The organism is Desulfotalea psychrophila LSv54 (assembly GCF_000025945.1).
GTDB classification, from domain to species: Bacteria; Desulfobacterota; Desulfobulbia; order Desulfobulbales; family Desulfocapsaceae; genus Desulfotalea; species Desulfotalea psychrophila.
Window position 1 is genome coordinate 2,076,657 of sequence record NC_006138.1, and the last position, 19,806, is coordinate 2,096,462.

The window sequence follows — 19,806 nt, forward strand, 5'->3', positions numbered from 1 at the left end:
AAAAATTAGACTTTTCTTCAACTTTTGCTGAAATCGCAGCTACCATTGCTGACAGACTTACCCTCTTTTTTTACGGTAAACTCGCCATGGTAGAGTTCCTCCTCCGGGGTGAGCCTTACCTCTATCTCTACCTCCTCCCCCGGCAGTATCGCCCCGGAAAATTTAATTCTTCCATATGCCCGTAGCTGTAGGGCAAAACCGAGGGCCTGCTCTGAGATATGCCGTACTGTGGTAAGCTGGACAACGGCGGGCAGGACTGAGTGATCGGGGAAATGGCCGGCAAAGGCGGAAAACGTCTCTGGAAAAACAAAGCTGGCCCTGGCCTGAACAGCTCCCTCCTTCAACTCTTTAAGTGCAGAGCTGAGGCAGCAATCTTTAAGAGAGGCATATATGGGAGTATAGGTTTTTTCACTGGGAGTCATTGGCAATCCTTACAAGTTTGATTTGTAGCCCTGTTTGGGAGTAGATCGCCCCCGCAAACAGAGAGTCATCGCTCTGTTGTACGGACCACAGGGAGAGGGGGCCAAGGTAGCAGGCCCGCCGTCTGCCCATCTCTGTCTCTCGGTAAAATGAGAAGATATCTGCCTGGCAGTCGCTGGCCGCGGCGTGGGCAAAAAAGATCCTATAGAGTGATGTTGCCAGCAGGGTCGGTAGGTGCGAATCTTTTAGCGGCCCCTGCCGAGACTCCATATTTTGTTGGCCCTGTTCGTCAATCTCGGCTGAAAGCAGGGTAACCCCGGTGCTATCAAGGAGGGCATAGCTCAGGGGCGTACCGGTTGATTGGAGAACAAGGATGCCGGAAAAGCGTACCTCATCTCCACGGTAGATACGTATACTGTAGAGAAGAGGGGACTCGGCCCCTTCCTCAAGGTCCATGGGGGGGATCGAACTAGCGCAGCCACTCAGCCCCAGCAGGACCAGAAATAAAATTATTTTTTTAGTCATTCCTTCTGCTCCCCAGAGTAAAGAGATATGGACTCACCACCAGGGCAACGGGCCAGCCAATGCCAATGCCCACCAGTACCGTTATCCCTAAGGAGTGGAGGGCGGGATGGGAGGAAAAGGCCAGTACCCCAAAACCGATCAGGGAGCTGGCCGCACAGATTGAAATGGCCTTTTCCGTGCCCTGCAGACTCTGCTTCAGGCGGGAACAGACGGCAAAGATACCGTAGTCGACGGCTAGACCAATGACCATTATGCCCATAATCAGATGCATCATATTAAGCGTGTAGCCCATAATCCAGCAAAAGACAAGCATCCCGGCCAGGGCGGCCAGAACCGGGGCCAAAACGGCGATGATTGCCGCTACATTCCTGAATTGAATTGAGACCAGAGCCAGGACAAAGATGCCTGCCAGGCCCGAGAGAAAGAGAATGTTCTTTTTCAGCAGGCCTTCTACCTCTGCCTTCCACTGCTCACCTGCCAGGAGATGTATTTCGGGATTTTGTTCAGTAAAGAGGAGGAGTGCAGGCAATTTTTCTCTGTCACCGGAGATGCTTGTCAGCACCATGGCCCGCCTCTCTCCTTGTTGGGAGAGGGATGAACGAATCATAAGGCCCAGCATAGGGTCTAGGGGAGAGCTCTGTAGGTGTTCAATCTTAAGGGGTCCTGTGGGGTTCTCTAACCAGTGAAAAAATGGAAAAAAGGCCTCGGGGGCAAAACCCTGCCCTGCGGCTACCCTCTTAAAGAGAGGAGAGAACTTTAGCCTCTCTTCCGACCAAAAGCCCTGCCATCTCTGTCTATTCTCCTTCTGTCTGTGCAGGCTTGGCAGTATCGGTGCCAGACTCTGTATCTGCTTAAAGCCAGACTCCTCCAAAAAATAAAAGAGTCTGTCGTTCTTTTCCAGAGCTGTCTGTATCTTATCACCAAGGCTGACCACAAATACCTTCTCCTGGGGTTTGCCCCAGGCCTCAGCAAAATAGGCCTCATCTGCCAGGACAGCAAGGCCCGGTGCATCCAGTGACTTCAGATCGCCGTTATAGCGAATTTGCGGCCAGGCAAAGACTCCTAGGCAGAGCAGGGCAAGCCAGAGGAGGCTACAGCCTTTACGCAGCCCCATAAAGCGAAGGGGACTTGGCTCTTCTCCTCTGCTCTCTTCCAGTATATTTGCTTTGGTGCAGGTGGTGGGGATTAGCAACCAGGCAAAACAAATTCCGAAGAGCAGACCGGTAAAGGCCAGACAGGCCATCTGTCTATGAGCCGGGACATTGGAGAAGAAGAGGACAAAGAAGACGGCGAGGGTGGTCAGGCTGGCAAAGAGAATGGGGCGGCGCATCTCGGCCAGGATAGTACGACGATCTTTGCCATTGCTATGGAGGGCAATAAAGAGATGGATAGAAAAGTCCACGGCAATGCCCAATAGGACAATGCCGAAACCCAGGGCCAGTCCACTGATACCTTTAAAAATAGAGGAGGTGATGGCAATGGCCGGCAGGCTGGCCAGCAGGGGGACGGCGAAGACTACTATGGCCTTGATATTTTTCAGAGAAAACGCCAGGAGGAGAAAGAGGAGAAGGGTGGCCATGGGCAAGAGGGTCTGTAGATCATGCTTAATCGCCTGGCTGTTGGCCAGGGTATGAGGCAGGGTGCCTATGACCCGGGGGATGATTCCCGGGAGGAGGGCCTGTTCATATATCTTTTTGAGGGCCTGTTCTATCTCTTTGGCGTTATTGGAATCAGTTAGGCCCAGACGACTTTCGGCAAAGACCAGTATATTCCTGCCGTCCTTACTCAACAAAAAACCATTTTTAAGAGAGATGGTGGAGCCATCCCGTAAAAAGCTTAGCTTGGCGGTGAGTAGTGAGCTGAAGTCCAAGGGATCAATCTGTAGCTGTCTCTTCAGGGCAATTCCTGCCAGGCTGTTGAGCAGAGAGAACGTTTCAGCCATTCTCTCGGTCAGGGCCTCTTCCGACAGCCGTTCTCTGATCTTTACCATATCCGTCTGTCGACTCAGTACCGGCAGATAGGAGAAAAAATCCGGCCCCATAGGGGTGGCCTGTTTTGAAAAGCGGGCAAAGACATGGGAGAAGCGCCTGTCTTTTTCAAGCATCGTTTCAAGGGCAGTGGCACTTTTTTCTAATGCCCTCTGGGCGGCAATCGGGTCAGGATAGCTCTTTTCCTGAGCGCTGAGGGTGATGACCAGACGATCCACCAGGCCAATCTCTTGCAGGAGTTGCAGGTCACTGCGCACCCTGCCGTCGGGGAGTAAATCCAGAGCATTGTCCTTCATGGAGAGGCCCAGAGAAAAATAGCCAGCCACCAGGACAAGGAGAAGGACCAGAAGCCAGCGAAGGAGTCGCTCTTTTCTACTCATTGATATCACAGCGGGAAAAGAGATCATCTGCCAGCGGAATGTTCAGCTGAGGGTTTTTGAAGAAAATGCGGGTAAAGTCACCTCCTCTTTCAACGATCTTAACCTGTTCTGGCTGTAGGCTCTTCTCGTTAAAGCGAATGGTTACCCGGGATAGAATTTTTGAGATCGCTCCCTCTTTATCAAAGTGGATGACAAGACTTGCCGGTTCCATCTTGCTCAGTCTATAGAGCTTGGATAGTTTCAGATAATCACCGCCCAACCAGTTCCAGAGCTGTTCCGCCACCACCCGCATCACTGGGTCGGAGGAGAGGAGAAAGGGGGTGGCTTCACCTTCGCTGTCACAGCGCATGCCCTGTTCACCGTTGAAAATCAGGGCCGAGGGGAGGGGGGAGGTGAACTGCCAACGTAATTTGTCCGGGCGAATGAGGCTCAGATGGCCGCGAAAGATCACCGGCTTGTTCAGCATGGCTAGGTGTTTCTCTTGGATAAAGTCCGTGGAGAAGGCCTCTGCCTGCCGTGATGTCTGCTGAATCTTGTGCAAAAAGGTGTTGAGCTCTTCCTCTTCGCTGGCAAGGGCCATGGATGCGACAAGGCAGAAAAAGAGGGTAAGGATAATTTTTTTTAGCATTTTTTCCACGTGGTGAGGCTGACGGAATCATCCTTCTTCAGGACTTGTTAACTTTACAAGATTCTGGGAGCTTGAAAAACAGGCAATTTCGATAAGACAGAGATTTAAAGAAAGGCTCCATCAAGGTTTTTTCAGGTCTTCCCAGACCTTAAGGTTGCCTGTAGCCAGGAGATCCTCATTAGAAAATACCTCTCCTTTGAGGAAGCTGATTGCGCCAAATTCAAAGGTCTTCTCCACCACCACCCGTAATCTTTCGCCACCGTGGCCATTTTTGTTGAGGGAGAAATCCTCTAAACCCACCAACATGCCATCATGCAGGGGCTTACCTGCTGAAAGTGCTATAAAACCATTCTGCAGGGCTGCTGCTTGGGCGATGAGCTCCACAAAAAATTCAGGAAGGAACTGGTCCCCTGCAAAAAAAATACCCTTCTCCGGTAGACGGGCCAGAACAACAGCCCTCTCGGAGTTACACTCCTGCAGAGAATCCACCAGAAGCATCGGCGCCCGGTGTGGTAGGAGCAGGCCTGCCGGCATGGGTAATTCAAACTCTTCTTTCACTGTATTTTCCATGGTTTCCTCACCAAAACTACATATGCATTCCACCATTTACGCTAAAGACCTGACCGGTTATATAGCTGGCATCATCACTGAGGAGAAAGCGAACAACTCCCGCCACCTCTTTTTTGGTGCCCACCCGACCCAGAGGGATAAGGGGTAACATCTTATCCAAGGGCAGTCCTTCGATCATCTCTGTCTCTATTAAACCGGGAGAGACCACGTTTACCAGGATATTCCTCTTGGCAAGTTCTCTTGCCAGGGCCTTGGATGCGCCGATAAGACCTGCCTTGGCCGCCGAGTAGTTTACCTGTCCTGCCTGACCAATTTCTCCTGAGAGGGAGGCTATGCTTATGATCCGTCCCCTTCTCTTAGAGAGCATATGACGGGAAAAAATCCGACCGAGGATATAGAAGCTGTTGAGGTGGACATCGATGACTGCGTCCCACTCCTGCCTCTGCATCATAGGTAGGAGGGTATCTCTTGTAATGCCGGCATTATGGATCATGGCAAAGGGTACAGTCTCAGCCAATAGGGGTTCCAGAATTTTCGCAGTTGCCGCCTCGTCGGTGACGTCAAAAGCCAGGAGGAGGCATTCTCGTCCAAGTTCCTCTATCTCCTTTTTAACGGTCTGAGCCTGTTCTGTAGAACTTCTGTAGTTGAGCCAGATATCATAGCCTGCCGCTGCCAGATGGACGGCAATGGCTGCCCCGATACCCCGACTTGCCCCACTTATGAAAACAATCTTTTTCTCACTCTCTGCCATATCTTACCTCTCATTTTAGGGCCAGCTAGAAATCTACCCGGCATAACATTCCATTTATTTAGGATAGTCTTATATCTAAATGTACCGATCCATAGACAGATTCCAGGGTACAGTGCAGGTGCTCCTCTCTCCTTTGAAGTCTTTCGGAGAGGAGGTAGGCGCTGGTCAGTGGATCACTGTGTCTGAAGAGCTCCTCATTGATCAGGGCCTCTTCCTTGTCCAGCAGATGGTTGACGTCTGACCTGTTCCTGCCCTCTATACTTAACCTATCTATTTTAAATTGATTGTCAGCTGTACTCTTCTCACTGCTTAAAAGCCAACAGACAGCACCTGCCTGCCAGTTGTCTTCCTCTGCATAATTTTTTTGTCGGACATCCTCTAAGAGTTGGCTATAGGTCTCCACCTGCAGGACCAGACAGGAGCTGAGCAGGCCACTCTCTATTGCCATCATGGCCTGTTCCAGGGCCCTGAAAAAGGGAAATTCAAAGTCCGTGTAGCTCATGGCACATCCCTGAATATTAAAGGTATTTGCCATATAGCCCACCGCCGAGTTGGCAACGGAATGAGAAAATAGGGTGGGGGAGAGGGGATTTCTATGGGCCACCTCCCTGAGCACAGAAAAATTGGTATCCATGGGGCCGGCAAAGGTGCTGAGAAACAGCCCCTGTGAGATATCTCCTCTTGCGTCGGGAGAGATATTTCTGCCAAGGACCTCATGGGCTGCCACCGTGCCTAAACGGATGAAATCGTCGGCCCTGCGCAGATGTTTGGCCATGTCTACGGGGATTTCAAGCTCGGTCAGGAGACCGGCATAAACTTGAGAAATATAGACAGTCATATCCTTCCTCCCTCCAGAATAAGGACGCTGTTAGAACCACCAAAGGCCAGCGATTGACTCATGCCAATCCTGCCCAGCAGAGCCCTCTCCTCTCCCTCGGGGATGATGGGAAAGGCGAATAGAGGATCGGGACTGTGACAGCCCACCGTCCCTGGAAGATGGCCTTCATTTAAGGACATAAGGGTGAAGACGGCTTCCACGCCACCTGCTGCGCCCAGGGTATGTCCGGTAATGCCCTTGGTGGAAACCATGGGTAGGGAGGGGCTAAATCCTGCCTGGTAAATAGCCTGGGTCTCGGCCTGGTCGTTTACTGCAGTGCCTGTGCCATGAGCATTTATCATGGAGATATTGTTTAGATCAAGCCGGGCATTTTTTAGGGCAGAGGCGATGGCCAGTTGTAGACCTCTCCCCTGCGGATGGGGGGCCGTTGGATGGTAGGCGTCCCCAGCAACCCCATAGCCCCTGACAAAACCTAAGGGGGCTTTTTTGCCGGCGGAATAAGGCTCCATGACAAAGATTCCTGCCCCTTCCCCGAGGTTAAGCCCCTGCCTCTCTGCATCAAAGGGTTGACAGCTCGTCTCGCTGATAAGGCGCAGGCTCTTAAAACCATTACAGGCAATTCGGGAGAGGGCATCGGCGCCACCGGCAATGGCAATATCACAGAGCCCCTGCTCCAGCCAAATTTTTGCCATGCCAATGGCATCTGTTCCGGAGGCACAGGCATTGGTGATGACGATTCTGGGGCCATGTATTCCTAAAAAACGTTGGATATAGGCGGCGAGATTGTTGTCAAGGTGTTGATGGATGGGCCCCGGTTCGGGATTTTTCCCCTCTTCCCATGTCCTGTAATAGGATTCATCGTCAAAGGTGCTGCCAACGGTGGTGCCCAAGGCCAGGCCGACACGTTTTCCCTGTAGCTCTTCCAGGGAGAGGCCAGCCTGGGCCAAGGCCTCGTCGATGGCCTGTAGGGCCAGAGAGATTGTCCGGTTATGTGGTTTCTCTCTCTTGCTGTTGAGTACCTGGTAGCTGGTCTCTCCTTCATCGACATAGAAACAGGGGGCAGGGAAAAAGGTGGGCAGAGTCTTATTGTTCACCCGTCCTAGCAGTAGGCTCTGCCAGGCAGATTGACAGCTTCGGCCGGCAGCTGTTACACAGCCATAGCCCCTTACACTGATCTTTGCTAAAGAGTTGTTAGACATGTCCATATTTCCTTTTCTAAACGTTCCAGGCCCTTGCCGGTTTCAGGGAGTTTTTAGGTGAAAAACTACTCCATCCTCTCGGCAATAAACTTTGCCAGGGCATTGATCGATTCAAAGACTGTTTTTCCCTCTTCCATATCGGCAATGGTTACGCCGAAACGTTTTTCCACTAAAAATGCCAATTCAACAGCATCGAGGGAATCAAGGCCGAGACCTTCACCAAAGAGCTGTCCATCATCGTCAATATCCTCTTTGACAATGCCTTGGATTTTCAGGTCATCTACCAGGATCTCTTTCAGCTGCTGTTTTATTTTCTCCATCTCTCTTCCAAGGTCCAATAGCCCGGTGGGCTTCTAATATGAAAACTGCACAATAGCAAATTGCCCCCTGCTATTGCTCCCAAAAATTATAAAAATTATACCACTGATAGGGGTATTCCTGCAGGTAGGACTCTAGCGCTGCCAGGTATCTTTCTGCGCACTCTTGTAACATATCTGCGCGACTATCTCGACCCTTATACTGTGGATAAAAACAATCCCATGCCCGGACTTGAAAATGTTTTCCCCCTCTGTTTGCTGCCAGTAACACCACCACCGGGGCCGCGGCCGTGGCGGCTAGCATATAGGCGGAGGTTGATATGCGTACAGGGCTATTATAGAAGTTTGCCGTAACCGAGTGACCACCGATATAGCGGTCTCCCATTATCACCACCAGATCGCCCGCCCTCAGGGCTGCAGCTGCCGCCAGCATCCCTCCGAAGGGGCCGTTCACATTTATAATCTCAAAGGGTTTTTTTCCTGAGCGTAGTTCAAAATAGTGTTTTGTCACGGCATGGGCATCATAGTCCATAAGGACATGGACCTTGGCACCCAGACAATTCAGCCGTGAGAGTGTTGCCTGCCAATTACCCACATGGGCCATAAGCAGTACAGCTCCCTTGCCAGCCTTAACCGCATCTTCCAGTATTGTCTGGTCAACGACATCCTCTTGCAGGGCTGCTCCCTTACAGATACCAAGCCAGGCCCGATCAACCAGGACAGTGCCAAAGGAAAATACAACTCTGTAGGCGGCCCAAAATAATTTCCAGTGGCCCATCTGTGGAAAACGCCTCTGCAGATAGGGGGCGAGGGTGCGATGGATTTTTCGACTACAGATCATATAGAAGAGGATTACCGGCCCCAGGAGGAGTCGTCCTCCCCCCCTACCTCCACAGCGAATGGCAAGATAAAAAAAGCGGTGGCCGAGTCTTTCCAGCCCTTTGAGAAAACGCCTTGGCCATATCACGGGGTTTCACCTTTTTGGGAGCGGAGGAGGATAAATTTACGGGAAGAGAAATATACCAGGGACGCGCCGACAAGCCCCAGTACGGGGCCTACAACCAGGGAACCTAGTAACCACTCCCAGACTCGTTCCGGTATTTCCAGCAACCATCTCTGCCAGGAGAGATCGTAGATGAACTCTCCATGCAGCATATAATGGCCCAATTCAATACAGAGGGCGGGTATCAGGGGGGGCATACAGAATTGGCTTGCCGCCACCGCCGCCACTTTATTGAGGTGAAGTCGGCAACAGAAATATATTATGGCAAGGGTATGACAGGCAATAAGAGGCAGGGCGCCGAGGAAGAGGCCGCTGAATACCGCCACCGCCAACCAAAATGGAGAGGAATTCTCCTGACATATTCTCTTTAGGGTGCGCAGAGGATGTTTGGCATCCTCCAGGGGTTCTAGCTTCGCTTTCCCCTCCACCAACTGTTTATGGGGCAGGGGCAGGAGACGCCTGCAAACAAGGGTCGTGTGCAGTTTTGTCAGTCGCCAGTTGTCCAGTCCCTTTCTAAAGTGGCTTACCCTCTCATCTGCCGGGGGGTAGTGGACGGAAACTGGGACATCCCGGACCTCAAGGCCACTCCAGACAGATTTCACCAGTACCTCTATTTCAAAATCATAGCAGCAGTGCGGCAGATCAAGGGCCAGGATTTCCTCCACGGGGTAGAGGCGCATGCCGCTCTGGGTATCGGCCAGTTCGCAGCCGCATTCCAGTCGGACCCAAAAATTAGAAAATGCCTTGCCGAAATGACTGGAGCGAGGCACGGTATCCTGGATCATCTCGCGAGCGCCAATGATGATAGCCGGCCACGGCCCCCTGTTTGCCTCGGCCACCAGGAGAGGAATCTCCAGGGGGCTGTGCTGGCCATCGGCATCCACCGTGACAATGGCCTGATAGCCATTTTCCAGAGCATAGCTTGCACCCGTCTTAATGGCCGCTCCCTTGCCACGGTTTTCGGTCAGTCGCAGAGTTGCACAGCCTTGGCCCTTCAGGCTCTGCAGGCCGCTGTCGGTACTGCCATCGTCGACCACCAGTACAGGCAGGCCTGTCTCAAGTGCCCTGGTAGCTACCGCCGCCACGCTTGTGCCGTGGTTATAGAGGGGGATGACTATCAGTATTTTTGCATTATCGAGTTTCATCTGCGACGGCCCTGTTGCAAAAGGAGATCCCAGGAGGGACCAACAAATCCCATCTTATGGGAAGAGGCAATACGAAGGTTCATCTTGTGACAGGGGTAGACCCGCGTCATATCTCTTCGAAAGGAGGTGAGGATACTGCTCTCCATTTCTGCCCGGCTCAGCTGGGGCGAGTAGTAGAATGTAGGCTCAAGCAGAGACTGATCTCTGGCAATAATACCATCCTCGATGGCCCGCTGATGGATATCTGTGCCTGGCAGGATACGAATGCCAATAAAGGCAAAGACCACACTTTTTTTAAGGAGCTCTATATTGGCCAGGCCGCGGGCCAGGGTAGAGCTGTTTTCTTCGGGGCCGCCAAACATAATAAAATGGGCGCAGGAAACATCCTCTGCAGTGATTATCTTGTGGGCCGCCAGAACATCCTTGAAGGAAAAGCCCTTTTTTATACCCGCCAGAGTTTCATCCGTTGCCGCATCGGTGCCCAGCTCTGCCGCAGCAAGACCGGCCCGCTTCAACAACCTTATCTCACTACGACCAATCCCTTGGGGGCGGAAAAAGGCGCACCAGGGGATGGAAACCTCCTGGCGAATAAGCTCTTCTGCTATTTCCAGATACCTGTCGTCTGGATCGTTAAAGACACTGTCGGTAAAAAAGATATAGCGGCCCCCAAAGTCCCGGATCAGTTTTTTAACCTCTTCCACCACCTGCTCTGGCTGATAGTGGCGAATCTTTTTCCCCTCTATTGTCGGATATGAGCAGTAGCTGCAACCATAGGGGCAACCCCGTTTTGTCTGCACATTGAGCATGCCTCCGTGCCGGGTGTAGTACTCGGCGATATGGGGCATAAACCTGCTGCAGGGTATCAGCTCTTCTATGGCGGAAAATTTGAGGATCTTTTTGCTGGGCGGCTGTTTCTTGCCAATTTCTCCGGCAAGCCAGGTCATGACCTCTTCACCCTCACCGACCACGGCATAGTCCGCCTCTAACAGATCGAGCAGGAGCTGGGGTATGATGGAGACAGCCGGGCCACCGATGACAATAAATGTCTTTTGCAGACGGCGAATCAGCTTGGCAATGGCGACGGCACCGTTGAGATAGTTGTCGGGTGAGGCGCTGTCAACGGTATCGATATTACGAATGGACAGACCTATAAAGTCATATCTTGCCGAGGAGAGCAGGGGCTCAAGGGCCTGCAAGCCGCCATCGGCAAGCATATCAAAGTGTCTGGTCTGGTGGCCACTGCCCTCAAGGGCACCAATAATGCAGGCCGCCCCAAGGGGGTAAACGGGATAGGGGACGACCACCTGGTTTACAGAGATAATTAAGCTATTTGAACCGGCAACAGCTGCTAACGTCCTTTCCACAATCAAACCCCTCTAACGAATAAATAAACAGTGGGGTTTCCCCTCAATGATCTTGGCCCAAGGCCACTGGCAGAACTCTTTTTTTAGGCAGCTAGAAGTTTCATCTCCACCAAAAAGTGTTCTTCGCTTCCATCCAGATAGTGATCAAACTCACAGGCAAACATCATATCTATACCCGCCTGCATCTGCAACAGGAGTTGGGCCTCCTTCTTGGCAGTTGGCAGGGGCTGTCCATCTGCAAAGAGGGCATATACGGGGCCCGTAAGGCCGAAGGTCAGGGCCGCCTCGGCCAGGGGAATGTTTGCCAGGGTATAGCCAAAGAGGGCGGGGCTTGCCAGGGTAGAATTCTCATCCATGGAATCGACAAAGGCCCGATCGGTAAAGAGAGAGCCTCGGCGGCTGGCACCAATAAGACCGACGTTCAGCCCCTTGCCGTCCAGTCGCTCTCCTGGCATGAGCAGATCTTGTTCCTGCAATAGCTGGGCAAGTTCAACAATCAGCAGGCGGCTGAGAGGAGACATTCTGCCCCAACGAGGAGGGATGCTGCCCAGTAGCCCCTTTACCTGCTCGTCTGCCTGTGCTGCCAATAAACCTTTTTTTATCTCTAGCGGGATCATATTTTCTTTGCATCCTCAGCTCGGTTCAGCCAACAGAGTGGATCTTCTGCCAGATAGTCCCCGGAAACCTGGTAGGCATGACCACGGCAGCCATAGCAGACCTCACTGAGATCACAGCTGGCGCAACGTCCCTTGATCTTCGAGCGTATCTGGCGGAGATCCTGAAAAACCGGGGCCTGGCTAATGATCTCTGCCAGAGATTGACTGCGGATAGATCCTGCCCTGATATTCACTCCCGGACAGGGCTGTACCTCGCCTATGGAGGTGACCGTACAGGAATATTCATGACGGGCACAGTGAGAGGCGGCCAGAGGAGGATGGGCAATCCAGTTGCAGGAAAACTCTTCACTGTCAATTCGGGAGAGCTCCTTAAAGAGACGCTCCACCTGCTCAGGCTCGACTGCTAAGTCGTTGTGCTCGGTGGCCCGACCCTGCATGGTCATGGCCTCTACATATGGGGAAATGCCCTGGTAACGTGCCCAGCGCCAAAGGTCCGGTAGCTCATCAAAATTTTGCTGACAGATGATGGTCTCTATGCCCAGGGCACAGTTTTCACCCGGATAACCTGCATCAGTAAGGGCCTTAAAGGCCTTTTCAATTGCCTGGTGGGTACCCACTCTCCCGGCTAGATAATCCTGTACTTCCGGAATCTTACTGTTCATCTTCAGGACAACATCAACCTCCAGCTTCTGCAGGCGGATGGCAACATCGGAGCTCAGGCTCAGGCCGTTGGTGAAGAGATCGACGGCCAGCCCTTTATTTCGAATATACTCTATGACTTCAAAAAGATGGGGGTAGAGGAGGGGCTCACCACCACCGAGAACAATTATCTTTTGTGCGCCGAGTCCTATGGCCTGGTCGATAATATCTTTTATCTCTACCAGAGTGAGCTCATTTTTTAGAGGCACACCGGAGGCGGCATAACAGTAGACGCAGCGTAAATCACAAATACGTGAGAGCTCCAGCTCCAGGGAGAGCAGTCCACCCCGCGCGCGACACTTTGCTATCTCTTCCGGACTAAACTCCATTCCCAACTGTTCACTTAAACATGCCATTAACATAATCCTTCAAAAATATAGTAAGAACAGATATTTAGCCATCTGTTCCGGAAATTACCTATAATCAAAAAACTTTCTTGGTTTTCGTCCACCATCCGCCGTCATGGTGGCCTTAACCTGTTCGGGAGGAAGCACCGTCAGGGTAGGTTTTACCCGCAGCTGTGCCTGGAGCATCTCCTCAAATTTTTTGTCCAGCGCCTTATCATCACAGCCAACCACTACATGGACATCATCAATTCCATCGGCACCTGTACGTACCTCAACGTATGCTCCAGAAACGGCCTCAACCTTCTGCAGAATATTGAAGATTGTTTCAGGATAAAGGGTTGTCCCCTTATATTTCAGTCGCTGAGCCAGACGTCCCTCCACGGGGCCCAGTCGTTTGGTGTTCCAGCCACAGGCACATGGGGAGTTTTCCAATCGACTGATATCACCAGTTTTAAGGCGGACCAGGGGGAATCCCTCGATGCCCAGAGGTGTTACCACCACCTCGCCAGAAACGCCATCGGCTACCACCCTGCCATGATCATCCACCACCTCGACCAACATCAGCTCAGGGTGGACATGTCCGCCCCGGGCCATGGTGCATTCGCTAAAGGCAGTTTCAAACTCTGTTGCCCCGTAAGAAGAGTAGAGGTCTGCTTGCCAGAGATCATGTAGTTGAGCGCCAAGTGGGGTGAGACCGTGATCCGGTTGCCGCACAGATTCACCTATGGTGATAATGCTCTTAATCGAAGAGGTGGCAGGGTCTATTCCTTCCGCCAAGGCCCACTGGCCGAGATCGCGTAAAAATGTGGGTACCCCGACAATGATCTTGGGCTTTAGGGTGTTTATGGTGTGCCACTGACGAGCCGGTTGGCCGGGGCCGCTGCGAATTGCCGAGGCGCCCAGAAAGGTTATGCCGGAGTAGTAGGCAAGTCCTGCTACAAAACACCTGTCCAGAGTTACCGTTAGTAGTACCCTGTCCTCAGGTCGAACTCCCGCGCCATAAAAGGCCATTGCCTCGTTAAAGGCCAGTCGTTTCAGATCTGCTTCGGTATAGGGGACCACAACCGCATTACCCGTGGTTCCCGATGTCAGGGCAATATCACGAAAGGCCCTTTCATTACGCAAACCAAATGCGTCAGCATGACTGTCCAGCTGTTCTCTGGTCGTGAAGGGGAGTTGGGAGAGCTCTGCAACAGAGCTTAGAGCCTCTATCTCTTTTTTCCCTATGCCCAACGCCTTTTTGTAAAAGGGTATGCTGAGGGCATGGAGCAGATGTCTCTTGAGCAGTACCAGTTGTACCTCTTCAATTTGCGCCAGAGGGGCCCTGCGAAGAGAAATAGCCTGCTCGATATTGTACTTATCTGCCAACATAGTATTGCCTTTTCACTTGGGGAAACCTTGAAAAAATAGATTTTTCTTTAAATTTCCGCATTATTCGAAAAATCTTCCAAGCTAGCTAACCTCTGTCAACTAAAATGGCCATATTCCCGGAGAGTGGTCTCTATTTGCTCTTGGACATAACGACGCATGCGCTGAACATCATCTCGACCACCACTTTTCTCTGGATAGACAGGTTCAAGTACCACCAACTTTACCCTGCCGCACGACAGTAGTCGTTTTCCCGGGGCGAGGATATCTGCTGATCCCAGGATACATACGGGAATGATGGGTCTGTTGGTCTCCTGAGCCAGGGTAAATGCCCCCGTTTTAAACCGGGCCAACTGTCGATTGCGGGAACGATGTCCCTCGGGCCAGATAGTTACATAGCATCCATCATCAAGCATCTTCTGGCTTTTACTTAAAATCTCAGCCCAACCCTTTTCGGCATTTGCATAGCCGGCAATTTTCATAAAAAAGCTATACAGGGGGATTTTGAAGGGCCAGGAGGTGACAAAACCACTCTCTACAGGGATAGCTCCAAAAAGATAGGGATCTATGGCCGAATTGTGGTTCGCAACAAAAATTGAGGCCGGTGGTAAGCTCTTTGTCCGGTAAATAACCTCAACGGGTGCCCAGAAGGGTATTTTGCAGACCAAGATCCAACCGTAAAGACAGATTCCCCGGCGCAGAGCAGAGCCGATGCTTACAGAATTAACTGTTACGCAGAGCAGGATAGTAAGGGGGGATATGATGACTGCAATGGCTGTGACCACGGTGAAGGCCATAAAAAAATAGCAGTTCCACAATATTTTTTGCAAAAGGATCATGCAGCTGTCTGGCCCGCCTTTTTCTTAACAATAAATTCTGCCAAATCCTTCAGGGTCCAGATGGAGCGGATCTCTTTTTCATCAGCAAGTTTCAGGCCAAATGTTTTTTCTAAAACGATAACCATATCAACGGCATCAAGACTATCAAGCCCAAGCTCCTCATAGAGGGATGCCTCCGGAGTCATCTCTTCCCGGTTGAGTTCAAACTCTTCTGCAAGTACATCAACGACTGTTTGAAAAACTTCTTTATCTGTCATGGGTATATGTCATTTCTTATTGCCAGCGAGGTATTTACACCTCCAAGGGCAAAATTGTTTTTTAATATAGTTTTCAAAAAAGCGGAACTCTTCTCTCTGATTAGCGAAATACCATTGCAACGGGGATCAGCCAGGGATAAATTTCGGGTAGGGATGATCTCCTGACGCTGCATCATTTCCAGTACAGCTATTATCTCCAGGGCTCCGGAGGCACCGAGGGTATGGCCTAAATGTCCCTTAAAAGAACTTACCGGGATCAGGGGGCCAAGGACGCTGGCGATGGCTCTAGCCTCGGCAATATCACCAAGCTCAGTTCCCGTTGCATGGGCGTTGACATAATCAATATCTGCGGCAATGATCCCTGCCTCCGACATTGCTCTGCTCATGGCCCTTTGCATGGAGTGGGTATCGGGGTTAGCAATATGGCCACTATCGGTGACATTACCAAAGCCTACTATCTCTCCATATATTTTCGCCCCCCGTGCCTGGGCTGAGGCCAACTCTTCTAACACTAAAACACCACTTCCTCCACCACAAACTACCCCATCCCGGTCTTTGGCAAAGGGGCGACAGGAAGATTCCGGCTCCTGATGCCGACGAGAGGCTGCGCCTAATAGATCAAAAACACCGGTCACCGATGGATGCGTCTCTTCGGCTCCGCCACAGAGCATTGCCTGCTGTCTTCCCGCTTTAATGAGGATATAACCCAAGCCTATGGCCTGAGAGGAGGAGGTGCAGGCACTCGCAGGGCCCCACTGTTCTCCCTTTATCCCCAGGGTAAGGCTGACGTTTGCCGCGCAGGAGTGACCCATGGACTTAAAAAATTCCCCTGACTTGATTCCCTGCAGTGAGCTGTTGACCAGATACTGTAAGTAAAAAGTTTCATAGGCCGCAGGGCTACCGGTGGTTGAGCCGATGGCAACACCTATATCACCCGAGGAGAGGCACTCTTTGTCTATGCCACTGTCGGCCACCGCTTCTTGGGAGGCGATGGTGGCAAACATGGCCATTTTTCCCATGGTACGACGTTGTATGCGGGGTAATATTTTCAGATCAAAATCTGGTACCGGAGCAGCCAGATGACTTCCAAGGCCTGCTACGTCCTGCCATTCCGGAATAGAGCGAATGGCGGAACATCCCTGCCAGAGATTTTCCAGTAGAGTAGGTACACCCAAACCAAAGGGAGAGACTGCGCCTCTGCCAGTTATAACGACCCGTTTATTCACAGTTGCACACTTCTCCAAAGATCTTCTAAACCAAGTATTTCTCCAGCACTTACCAGTCCTGCAACAGAGGCTCCAACAACTCCTGTCATAAGTGTGGATTGCCCACTTAGGTAAAACCCTGGTAAACGCGTACGTACATCGGGGTTAAACTGTCCTAAGCAGTGCATTGCGCCATAGGTACAGCCGGAGGGCGCAGAGAGTTCATCGCGAAAGGTAAGGGGGCTTGCAGTGGCAAGGGGATTCAGGGTTCCACATATATCCCCCCATTTTTCTTCTGCTCTATGAATCATTTTTTCGGCAATGGCTCTTTTCCACTCTGTATATTCAGGCCCCCTAGGTGGAGAATTCTTGCCTGCAAATTGCTCGATATCCTGCCAATAACCAGTACTCAGTAATATAACGTCATTGCCTTGACCATGCAATCCTTTCTGTGGAACTGCTGGGGCACCGCTTGTCATAAGCATCGTGCGCTGATGGGGGGCAAGTTGGCTCTGTTGAGGGAGGATGGCCCCTTCTTTCGGGAAAAGATAGTAGTTTAGTATGCCGTCGGCACAGTCTACCCTCTTTTCTGATTCTGCAAAAACGGCAAACATTGAAAGAGAGGGACGCAGGTTTTTTACCCTGGTTTTATAGGCTGGTCGGAAGCCCTGTGGGGGGAGGAGGTCAAGCGATTGGCTCGGGTGACCTGTATAAATTACCTGCTGACAGGTGATCTCTTCTCCCGAGGCAAGTTGAACCCCTGCGGTCATTCCATTGTTCACCAGAACTGAGGTGACCTCAGCATTGAGGGTGAGAGTTGCCCCATATTTGTCCAGGGCGTTTGCAAAGGAATCGACAACACTCTGTCCTCCTCCTGCTACCTTGTATGCACCCGAGTAATAACCATGGGCGACCAGGGAATGGACCTCAAGTGAGGCATCAGCTGTTGGCACCCCATAGAGAAATCCGGGTGCCTCAAGTACAGCTCGCAGGAGTCTGTCGTCGGTGATGCTCTTTAGAAAACTGGAAAGAGACTGGGCATTTTCCTTATATCCTCGCAGGAAGGGAAGGAGGGGGAGATGAGGCTTATAAAAGGGCACATCCTGGCAATTTTCTTGCACCGTTTTCAGGTATTTTCTGATGCCCTGTAGTTCTCTTGGAAACTCTCTCTCCAGTTCTTCGGCAAGTTTTTCATAGGAAAAATAACCCCGAATAACGCGTCCGCTTGCCCCGTCCTCAAAATGATCATAGCCTGCTGGATCAGAGGGGATAATGTCTAAGCTCTGCAAGACACCGCAGTGTTTCCAGAGGAAATTTAATACCTCTCCTTCTCCCAGGCATCCTGTGTAGTGGAATCCCACGTCAAAGGCGTGTCTCTTTCTGGTGAACTGCCGGATAGATCCGCCCGGATATCTGCTCTTTTCCAGAATTACTACCTTCTTGCCATGTTTTGCCAGCAGGGCACCGGCGGTTAGGCCACTTATGCCACTCCCTATAATAACAACGTCTGCCCTCACAGTTCCTCCCAGGATTCGTGTTTTTTATTTTTGCTGACAAAAGTCAAACCATCGGTAAAAAAATATATACGATGGATTAATTTATCACATAACTAACAGCAACTCATTGTTCAATGTAAAGAGATTTTTTCTTCTAATAGGCAACAATTGTGTCTCTTGCCAAGAAAATTCGTTTTGATGCCTTGATAATTCATCTGTTCTTATGCTAGAAAATCATAGGAGAGAAGCCGCGAAAAAAAAAATCAGTAATAGGTTGAAAATATGAGCATCAAACAAAAAAATGGTGAAGCTTCCACCATCATTTTGGTATCCATTGTCCAGTTTATCACTCCCTTTATGGCCTCCGGGGTGAGTGTTGCTCTGCCCACAATTGGTCGCCATTTTTCTGCAAGTGCCTTTCAACTCGGTCTTGCTGAGATGATCTATATTCTGGGCGTAAGCATATTTCTGCTGGCAGCGGGGCAGTTGGCCGATATATTTGGCAGAAAGAAGATTTTTCTCATGGGTATTTGTGGCTTTATTATCTCTACCTTTGCTATTACCGCCACCAGGTCAATGGGGCAGTTTCTCCTTGTCAGGTTTGTGCAGGGGCTCAGTGTTTCCTTTATTGCCACCACCACCTTTGCCATCCTCTCCTCCGTCGTTCCGCGGGAGCGTCGGGGAAAAAGTATGGGCATTGTTCTTGCCTTTGTCTATGCAGGACTTTCAGCAGGCCCAGCTCTGGGTGGATTCATTGTCTTCCAATTTAACTGGCACTGGCTCTTTGTCTTTGCCGGCCTACTTGCCAGCTTGGCCCTTCTTCTCTGTTTAAAAACTCTCAAAGGTGAGTGGTGGGGTAGCCCCGAGCAGAAATTTGATTATCGTGGCTGTGCTGTCTATATGCTTTCTCTCTCCTTTCTGGTAGTGGGTGTTGCCGGTCACACTATGGTGGGCGGCTATGCCGCTGCCCTAGTTGTAGCCGGTATTGTTGGTCTTTCTTTCTTTTTCTGGTTGGAGACCAGGGTGAAATCACCGATGCTTGACGTTCGTATGATTTTTGCTAATCGCGTACTCTTTTTTACGGTGCTGGCTGCCCTGATCAACTATGGAGCAAGTTTTGCTATTATCTTTTTTTTCAGTCTCTATTTACAGAGCGTAAAGGGACTCTTGCCACAGGTGGCAGGCTCTGTTCTCATCCTGCAAACCCTTGTTCAATGTATTCTCTCTCCTCTCTCAGGAAAACTTGCCGATAAAATTTATCCGGGAAAAATAGCCACCCTTGGTATGTTTGTTGGCACCATCGGTCTTGGTATGGCAAGCCTGATCGAACAGGAGAGTTCCGTTGCCATGGTTGCCTTAGTCTTTGTGGTAGTGGGTGTGGGCTTTGGCCTCTTTGCCTCACCCAATATGACTATTATTATGAACTCGGTACCACAAGAGGCATATGGGCAGGCCTCAAGTCTCACAGCTACGGTACGAACTCTGGGGATGCTCACTAGCATGGCCATAGCGTCTCTCTTGGTCTCCCATTTCATGGGCGATACTCCCATCAACAAGGAGAGCATTCCTCTCTTTATGAAGAGTTTGCAGGGGGCGATGCTGACCTTTACCCTTATGAGTCTGGTGGGTGTCTTTCTCTCCCTGGGGCGAGCCAAGGCGCCAACCAATGAGCCGTAGCGCCTTGGTCATCATCGTTTCATTTCTCAGGGTACTGTAATTTTTTTTCTCTGCCCCTCCCTCTTCTACTGAGAAAGGGCCTCTTCTTGCCACTTTCGATCAACGTTTATTGACTTTTTTTGAAAAAAAAGTACTGTTGCCCAATCAACAGTTGTCGTGTCAACAATCAATAT

Annotated in this window: 20 protein-coding genes; 1 reads left to right on the forward strand and 19 read right to left on the reverse strand. The window is 51.0% G+C overall.

The features are described 5' to 3' along the window. Positions 1–17 precede the first annotated feature (17 nt). The 19 genes from DP_RS16850 to DP_RS09490 all read right to left on the reverse strand — a co-directional run bounded on the left by DP_RS16850 (position 18) and on the right by DP_RS09490 (position 17,977). On the reverse strand, positions 18–422 hold the full coding sequence (locus DP_RS16850) for a hypothetical protein (protein ID WP_049785059.1): 405 nt from the start codon (positions 420–422) through the stop codon (positions 18–20). Continuing rightward, complete coding sequence (locus DP_RS09405) at positions 409–945, reverse strand: hypothetical protein (protein ID WP_011189084.1); 537 nt, start codon at positions 943–945, stop codon at positions 409–411. Before DP_RS09405 ends, DP_RS16850 begins: the two co-directional genes overlap by 14 nt. After that, positions 938–3,313 (reverse strand): MMPL family transporter, encoded by a 2,376-nt coding sequence (locus DP_RS09410; RefSeq protein WP_049785060.1) that lies wholly within the window; start codon positions 3,311–3,313, stop codon positions 938–940. The genes DP_RS09405 and DP_RS09410 overlap by 8 nt, the downstream gene beginning before the upstream one ends. Then, positions 3,306–3,941, reverse strand: coding sequence for an outer membrane lipoprotein carrier protein LolA (locus DP_RS09415; protein WP_011189086.1), 636 nt, complete (start codon positions 3,939–3,941; stop codon positions 3,306–3,308). The genes DP_RS09410 and DP_RS09415 overlap by 8 nt, the downstream gene beginning before the upstream one ends. A 120-nt stretch (positions 3,942–4,061) precedes the next feature. Next, complete coding sequence (locus DP_RS09420; protein WP_041277845.1) at positions 4,062–4,511, reverse strand: hypothetical protein; 450 nt, start codon at positions 4,509–4,511, stop codon at positions 4,062–4,064. Between the two features lie 16 nt (positions 4,512–4,527). Further along, a complete protein-coding gene (fabG, locus tag DP_RS09425; protein WP_011189088.1) occupies positions 4,528–5,262 on the reverse strand; it encodes a 3-oxoacyl-ACP reductase FabG in 735 nt (244 codons plus the stop codon). A 58-nt stretch (positions 5,263–5,320) separates the two neighbouring features. After that, on the reverse strand, positions 5,321–6,100 hold the full coding sequence (locus tag DP_RS16855) for a beta-ketoacyl synthase chain length factor (RefSeq protein WP_011189089.1): 780 nt from the start codon (positions 6,098–6,100) through the stop codon (positions 5,321–5,323). Beyond that, a complete protein-coding gene (locus DP_RS09435) occupies positions 6,097–7,299 on the reverse strand; it encodes a beta-ketoacyl-[acyl-carrier-protein] synthase family protein (RefSeq protein ID WP_041277846.1) in 1,203 nt (400 codons plus the stop codon). The genes DP_RS16855 and DP_RS09435 overlap by 4 nt, the downstream gene beginning before the upstream one ends. Before the next feature lie 65 nt (positions 7,300–7,364). Continuing rightward, the gene (locus DP_RS09440; protein ID WP_041277847.1) at positions 7,365–7,619 is read right to left on the reverse strand and encodes a phosphopantetheine-binding protein; all 255 of its coding nucleotides are present in this window, start codon (positions 7,617–7,619) and stop codon (positions 7,365–7,367) included. A gap of 70 nt (positions 7,620–7,689) precedes the next feature. Continuing rightward, positions 7,690–8,583, reverse strand: coding sequence for a lysophospholipid acyltransferase family protein (locus DP_RS09445; protein ID WP_011189092.1), 894 nt, complete (start codon positions 8,581–8,583; stop codon positions 7,690–7,692). Next, complete coding sequence (locus DP_RS09450) at positions 8,580–9,764, reverse strand: DUF2062 domain-containing protein (RefSeq protein ID WP_011189093.1); 1,185 nt, start codon at positions 9,762–9,764, stop codon at positions 8,580–8,582. Before DP_RS09450 ends, DP_RS09445 begins: the two co-directional genes overlap by 4 nt. Then, a complete protein-coding gene (locus DP_RS09455) occupies positions 9,761–11,128 on the reverse strand; it encodes a lipid biosynthesis B12-binding/radical SAM protein (RefSeq protein ID WP_011189094.1) in 1,368 nt (455 codons plus the stop codon). Before DP_RS09455 ends, DP_RS09450 begins: the two co-directional genes overlap by 4 nt. 83 nt (positions 11,129–11,211) lie before the next feature. Further along, positions 11,212–11,745: a beta-ketoacyl synthase N-terminal-like domain-containing protein gene (locus tag DP_RS09460; RefSeq protein ID WP_011189095.1), complete on the reverse strand. Its 534-nt coding sequence runs from the start codon at positions 11,743–11,745 to the stop codon at positions 11,212–11,214. After that, on the reverse strand, positions 11,742–12,800 hold the full coding sequence (locus DP_RS09465) for a radical SAM/SPASM domain-containing protein (RefSeq protein ID WP_041277848.1): 1,059 nt from the start codon (positions 12,798–12,800) through the stop codon (positions 11,742–11,744). The genes DP_RS09460 and DP_RS09465 overlap by 4 nt, the downstream gene beginning before the upstream one ends. A gap of 57 nt (positions 12,801–12,857) precedes the next feature. Further along, the gene (locus tag DP_RS09470; protein WP_011189097.1) at positions 12,858–14,162 is read right to left on the reverse strand and encodes a phenylacetate--CoA ligase family protein; all 1,305 of its coding nucleotides are present in this window, start codon (positions 14,160–14,162) and stop codon (positions 12,858–12,860) included. 95 nt (positions 14,163–14,257) lie between these two features. Next, a complete protein-coding gene (locus tag DP_RS09475) occupies positions 14,258–14,998 on the reverse strand; it encodes a lysophospholipid acyltransferase family protein (protein ID WP_011189098.1) in 741 nt (246 codons plus the stop codon). Beyond that, complete coding sequence (locus DP_RS09480) at positions 14,995–15,255, reverse strand: acyl carrier protein (protein ID WP_011189099.1); 261 nt, start codon at positions 15,253–15,255, stop codon at positions 14,995–14,997. Before DP_RS09480 ends, DP_RS09475 begins: the two co-directional genes overlap by 4 nt. Beyond that, on the reverse strand, positions 15,252–16,481 hold the full coding sequence (locus DP_RS09485) for a beta-ketoacyl-[acyl-carrier-protein] synthase family protein (protein ID WP_041277849.1): 1,230 nt from the start codon (positions 16,479–16,481) through the stop codon (positions 15,252–15,254). Before DP_RS09485 ends, DP_RS09480 begins: the two co-directional genes overlap by 4 nt. After that, positions 16,478–17,977, reverse strand: a complete 1,500-nt coding sequence (locus DP_RS09490) for a phytoene desaturase family protein (RefSeq protein ID WP_011189101.1) — start codon at positions 17,975–17,977, stop codon at positions 16,478–16,480. Before DP_RS09490 ends, DP_RS09485 begins: the two co-directional genes overlap by 4 nt. 261 nt (positions 17,978–18,238) lie before the next feature. On the opposite strand from DP_RS09490, the gene DP_RS09495 reads away from it, so the two are divergent. After that, positions 18,239–19,633 carry an MFS transporter gene (locus tag DP_RS09495; protein ID WP_011189102.1) on the forward strand — a complete coding sequence of 465 codons (1,395 nt, stop codon included), beginning with the start codon at positions 18,239–18,241 and terminating at the stop codon, positions 19,631–19,633. Positions 19,634–19,806 lie beyond the last annotated feature (173 nt).

Coding starts and splice junctions, on each gene's coding strand:
- DP_RS09465 (WP_041277848.1), bottom strand. CDS start 12,800: ATGGCATGTTTAAGTGAACAGTTGGGAATGGAGTTTAGTCCGGAAGAG.
- DP_RS09440 (WP_041277847.1), bottom strand. CDS start 7,619: ATGGAGAAAATAAAACAGCAGCTGAAAGAGATCCTGGTAGATGACCTG.
- fabG (WP_011189088.1), bottom strand. CDS start 5,262: ATGGCAGAGAGTGAGAAAAAGATTGTTTTCATAAGTGGGGCAAGTCGG.
- DP_RS09420 (WP_041277845.1), bottom strand. CDS start 4,511: ATGGAAAATACAGTGAAAGAAGAGTTTGAATTACCCATGCCGGCAGGC.
- DP_RS16855 (WP_011189089.1), bottom strand. CDS start 6,100: ATGACTGTCTATATTTCTCAAGTTTATGCCGGTCTCCTGACCGAGCTT.
- DP_RS09450 (WP_011189093.1), bottom strand. CDS start 9,764: ATGAAACTCGATAATGCAAAAATACTGATAGTCATCCCCCTCTATAAC.
- DP_RS09460 (WP_011189095.1), bottom strand. CDS start 11,745: ATGATCCCGCTAGAGATAAAAAAAGGTTTATTGGCAGCACAGGCAGAC.
- DP_RS09470 (WP_011189097.1), bottom strand. CDS start 14,162: ATGTTGGCAGATAAGTACAATATCGAGCAGGCTATTTCTCTTCGCAGG.
- DP_RS09435 (WP_041277846.1), bottom strand. CDS start 7,299: ATGTCTAACAACTCTTTAGCAAAGATCAGTGTAAGGGGCTATGGCTGT.
- DP_RS09410 (WP_049785060.1), bottom strand. CDS start 3,313: ATGAGTAGAAAAGAGCGACTCCTTCGCTGGCTTCTGGTCCTTCTCCTT.
- DP_RS09495 (WP_011189102.1), top strand. CDS start 18,239: ATGAGCATCAAACAAAAAAATGGTGAAGCTTCCACCATCATTTTGGTA.
- DP_RS09415 (WP_011189086.1), bottom strand. CDS start 3,941: ATGCTAAAAAAAATTATCCTTACCCTCTTTTTCTGCCTTGTCGCATCC.
- DP_RS09405 (WP_011189084.1), bottom strand. CDS start 945: ATGACTAAAAAAATAATTTTATTTCTGGTCCTGCTGGGGCTGAGTGGC.
- DP_RS09475 (WP_011189098.1), bottom strand. CDS start 14,998: ATGATCCTTTTGCAAAAAATATTGTGGAACTGCTATTTTTTTATGGCC.
- DP_RS09480 (WP_011189099.1), bottom strand. CDS start 15,255: ATGACAGATAAAGAAGTTTTTCAAACAGTCGTTGATGTACTTGCAGAA.
- DP_RS16850 (WP_049785059.1), bottom strand. CDS start 422: ATGACTCCCAGTGAAAAAACCTATACTCCCATATATGCCTCTCTTAAA.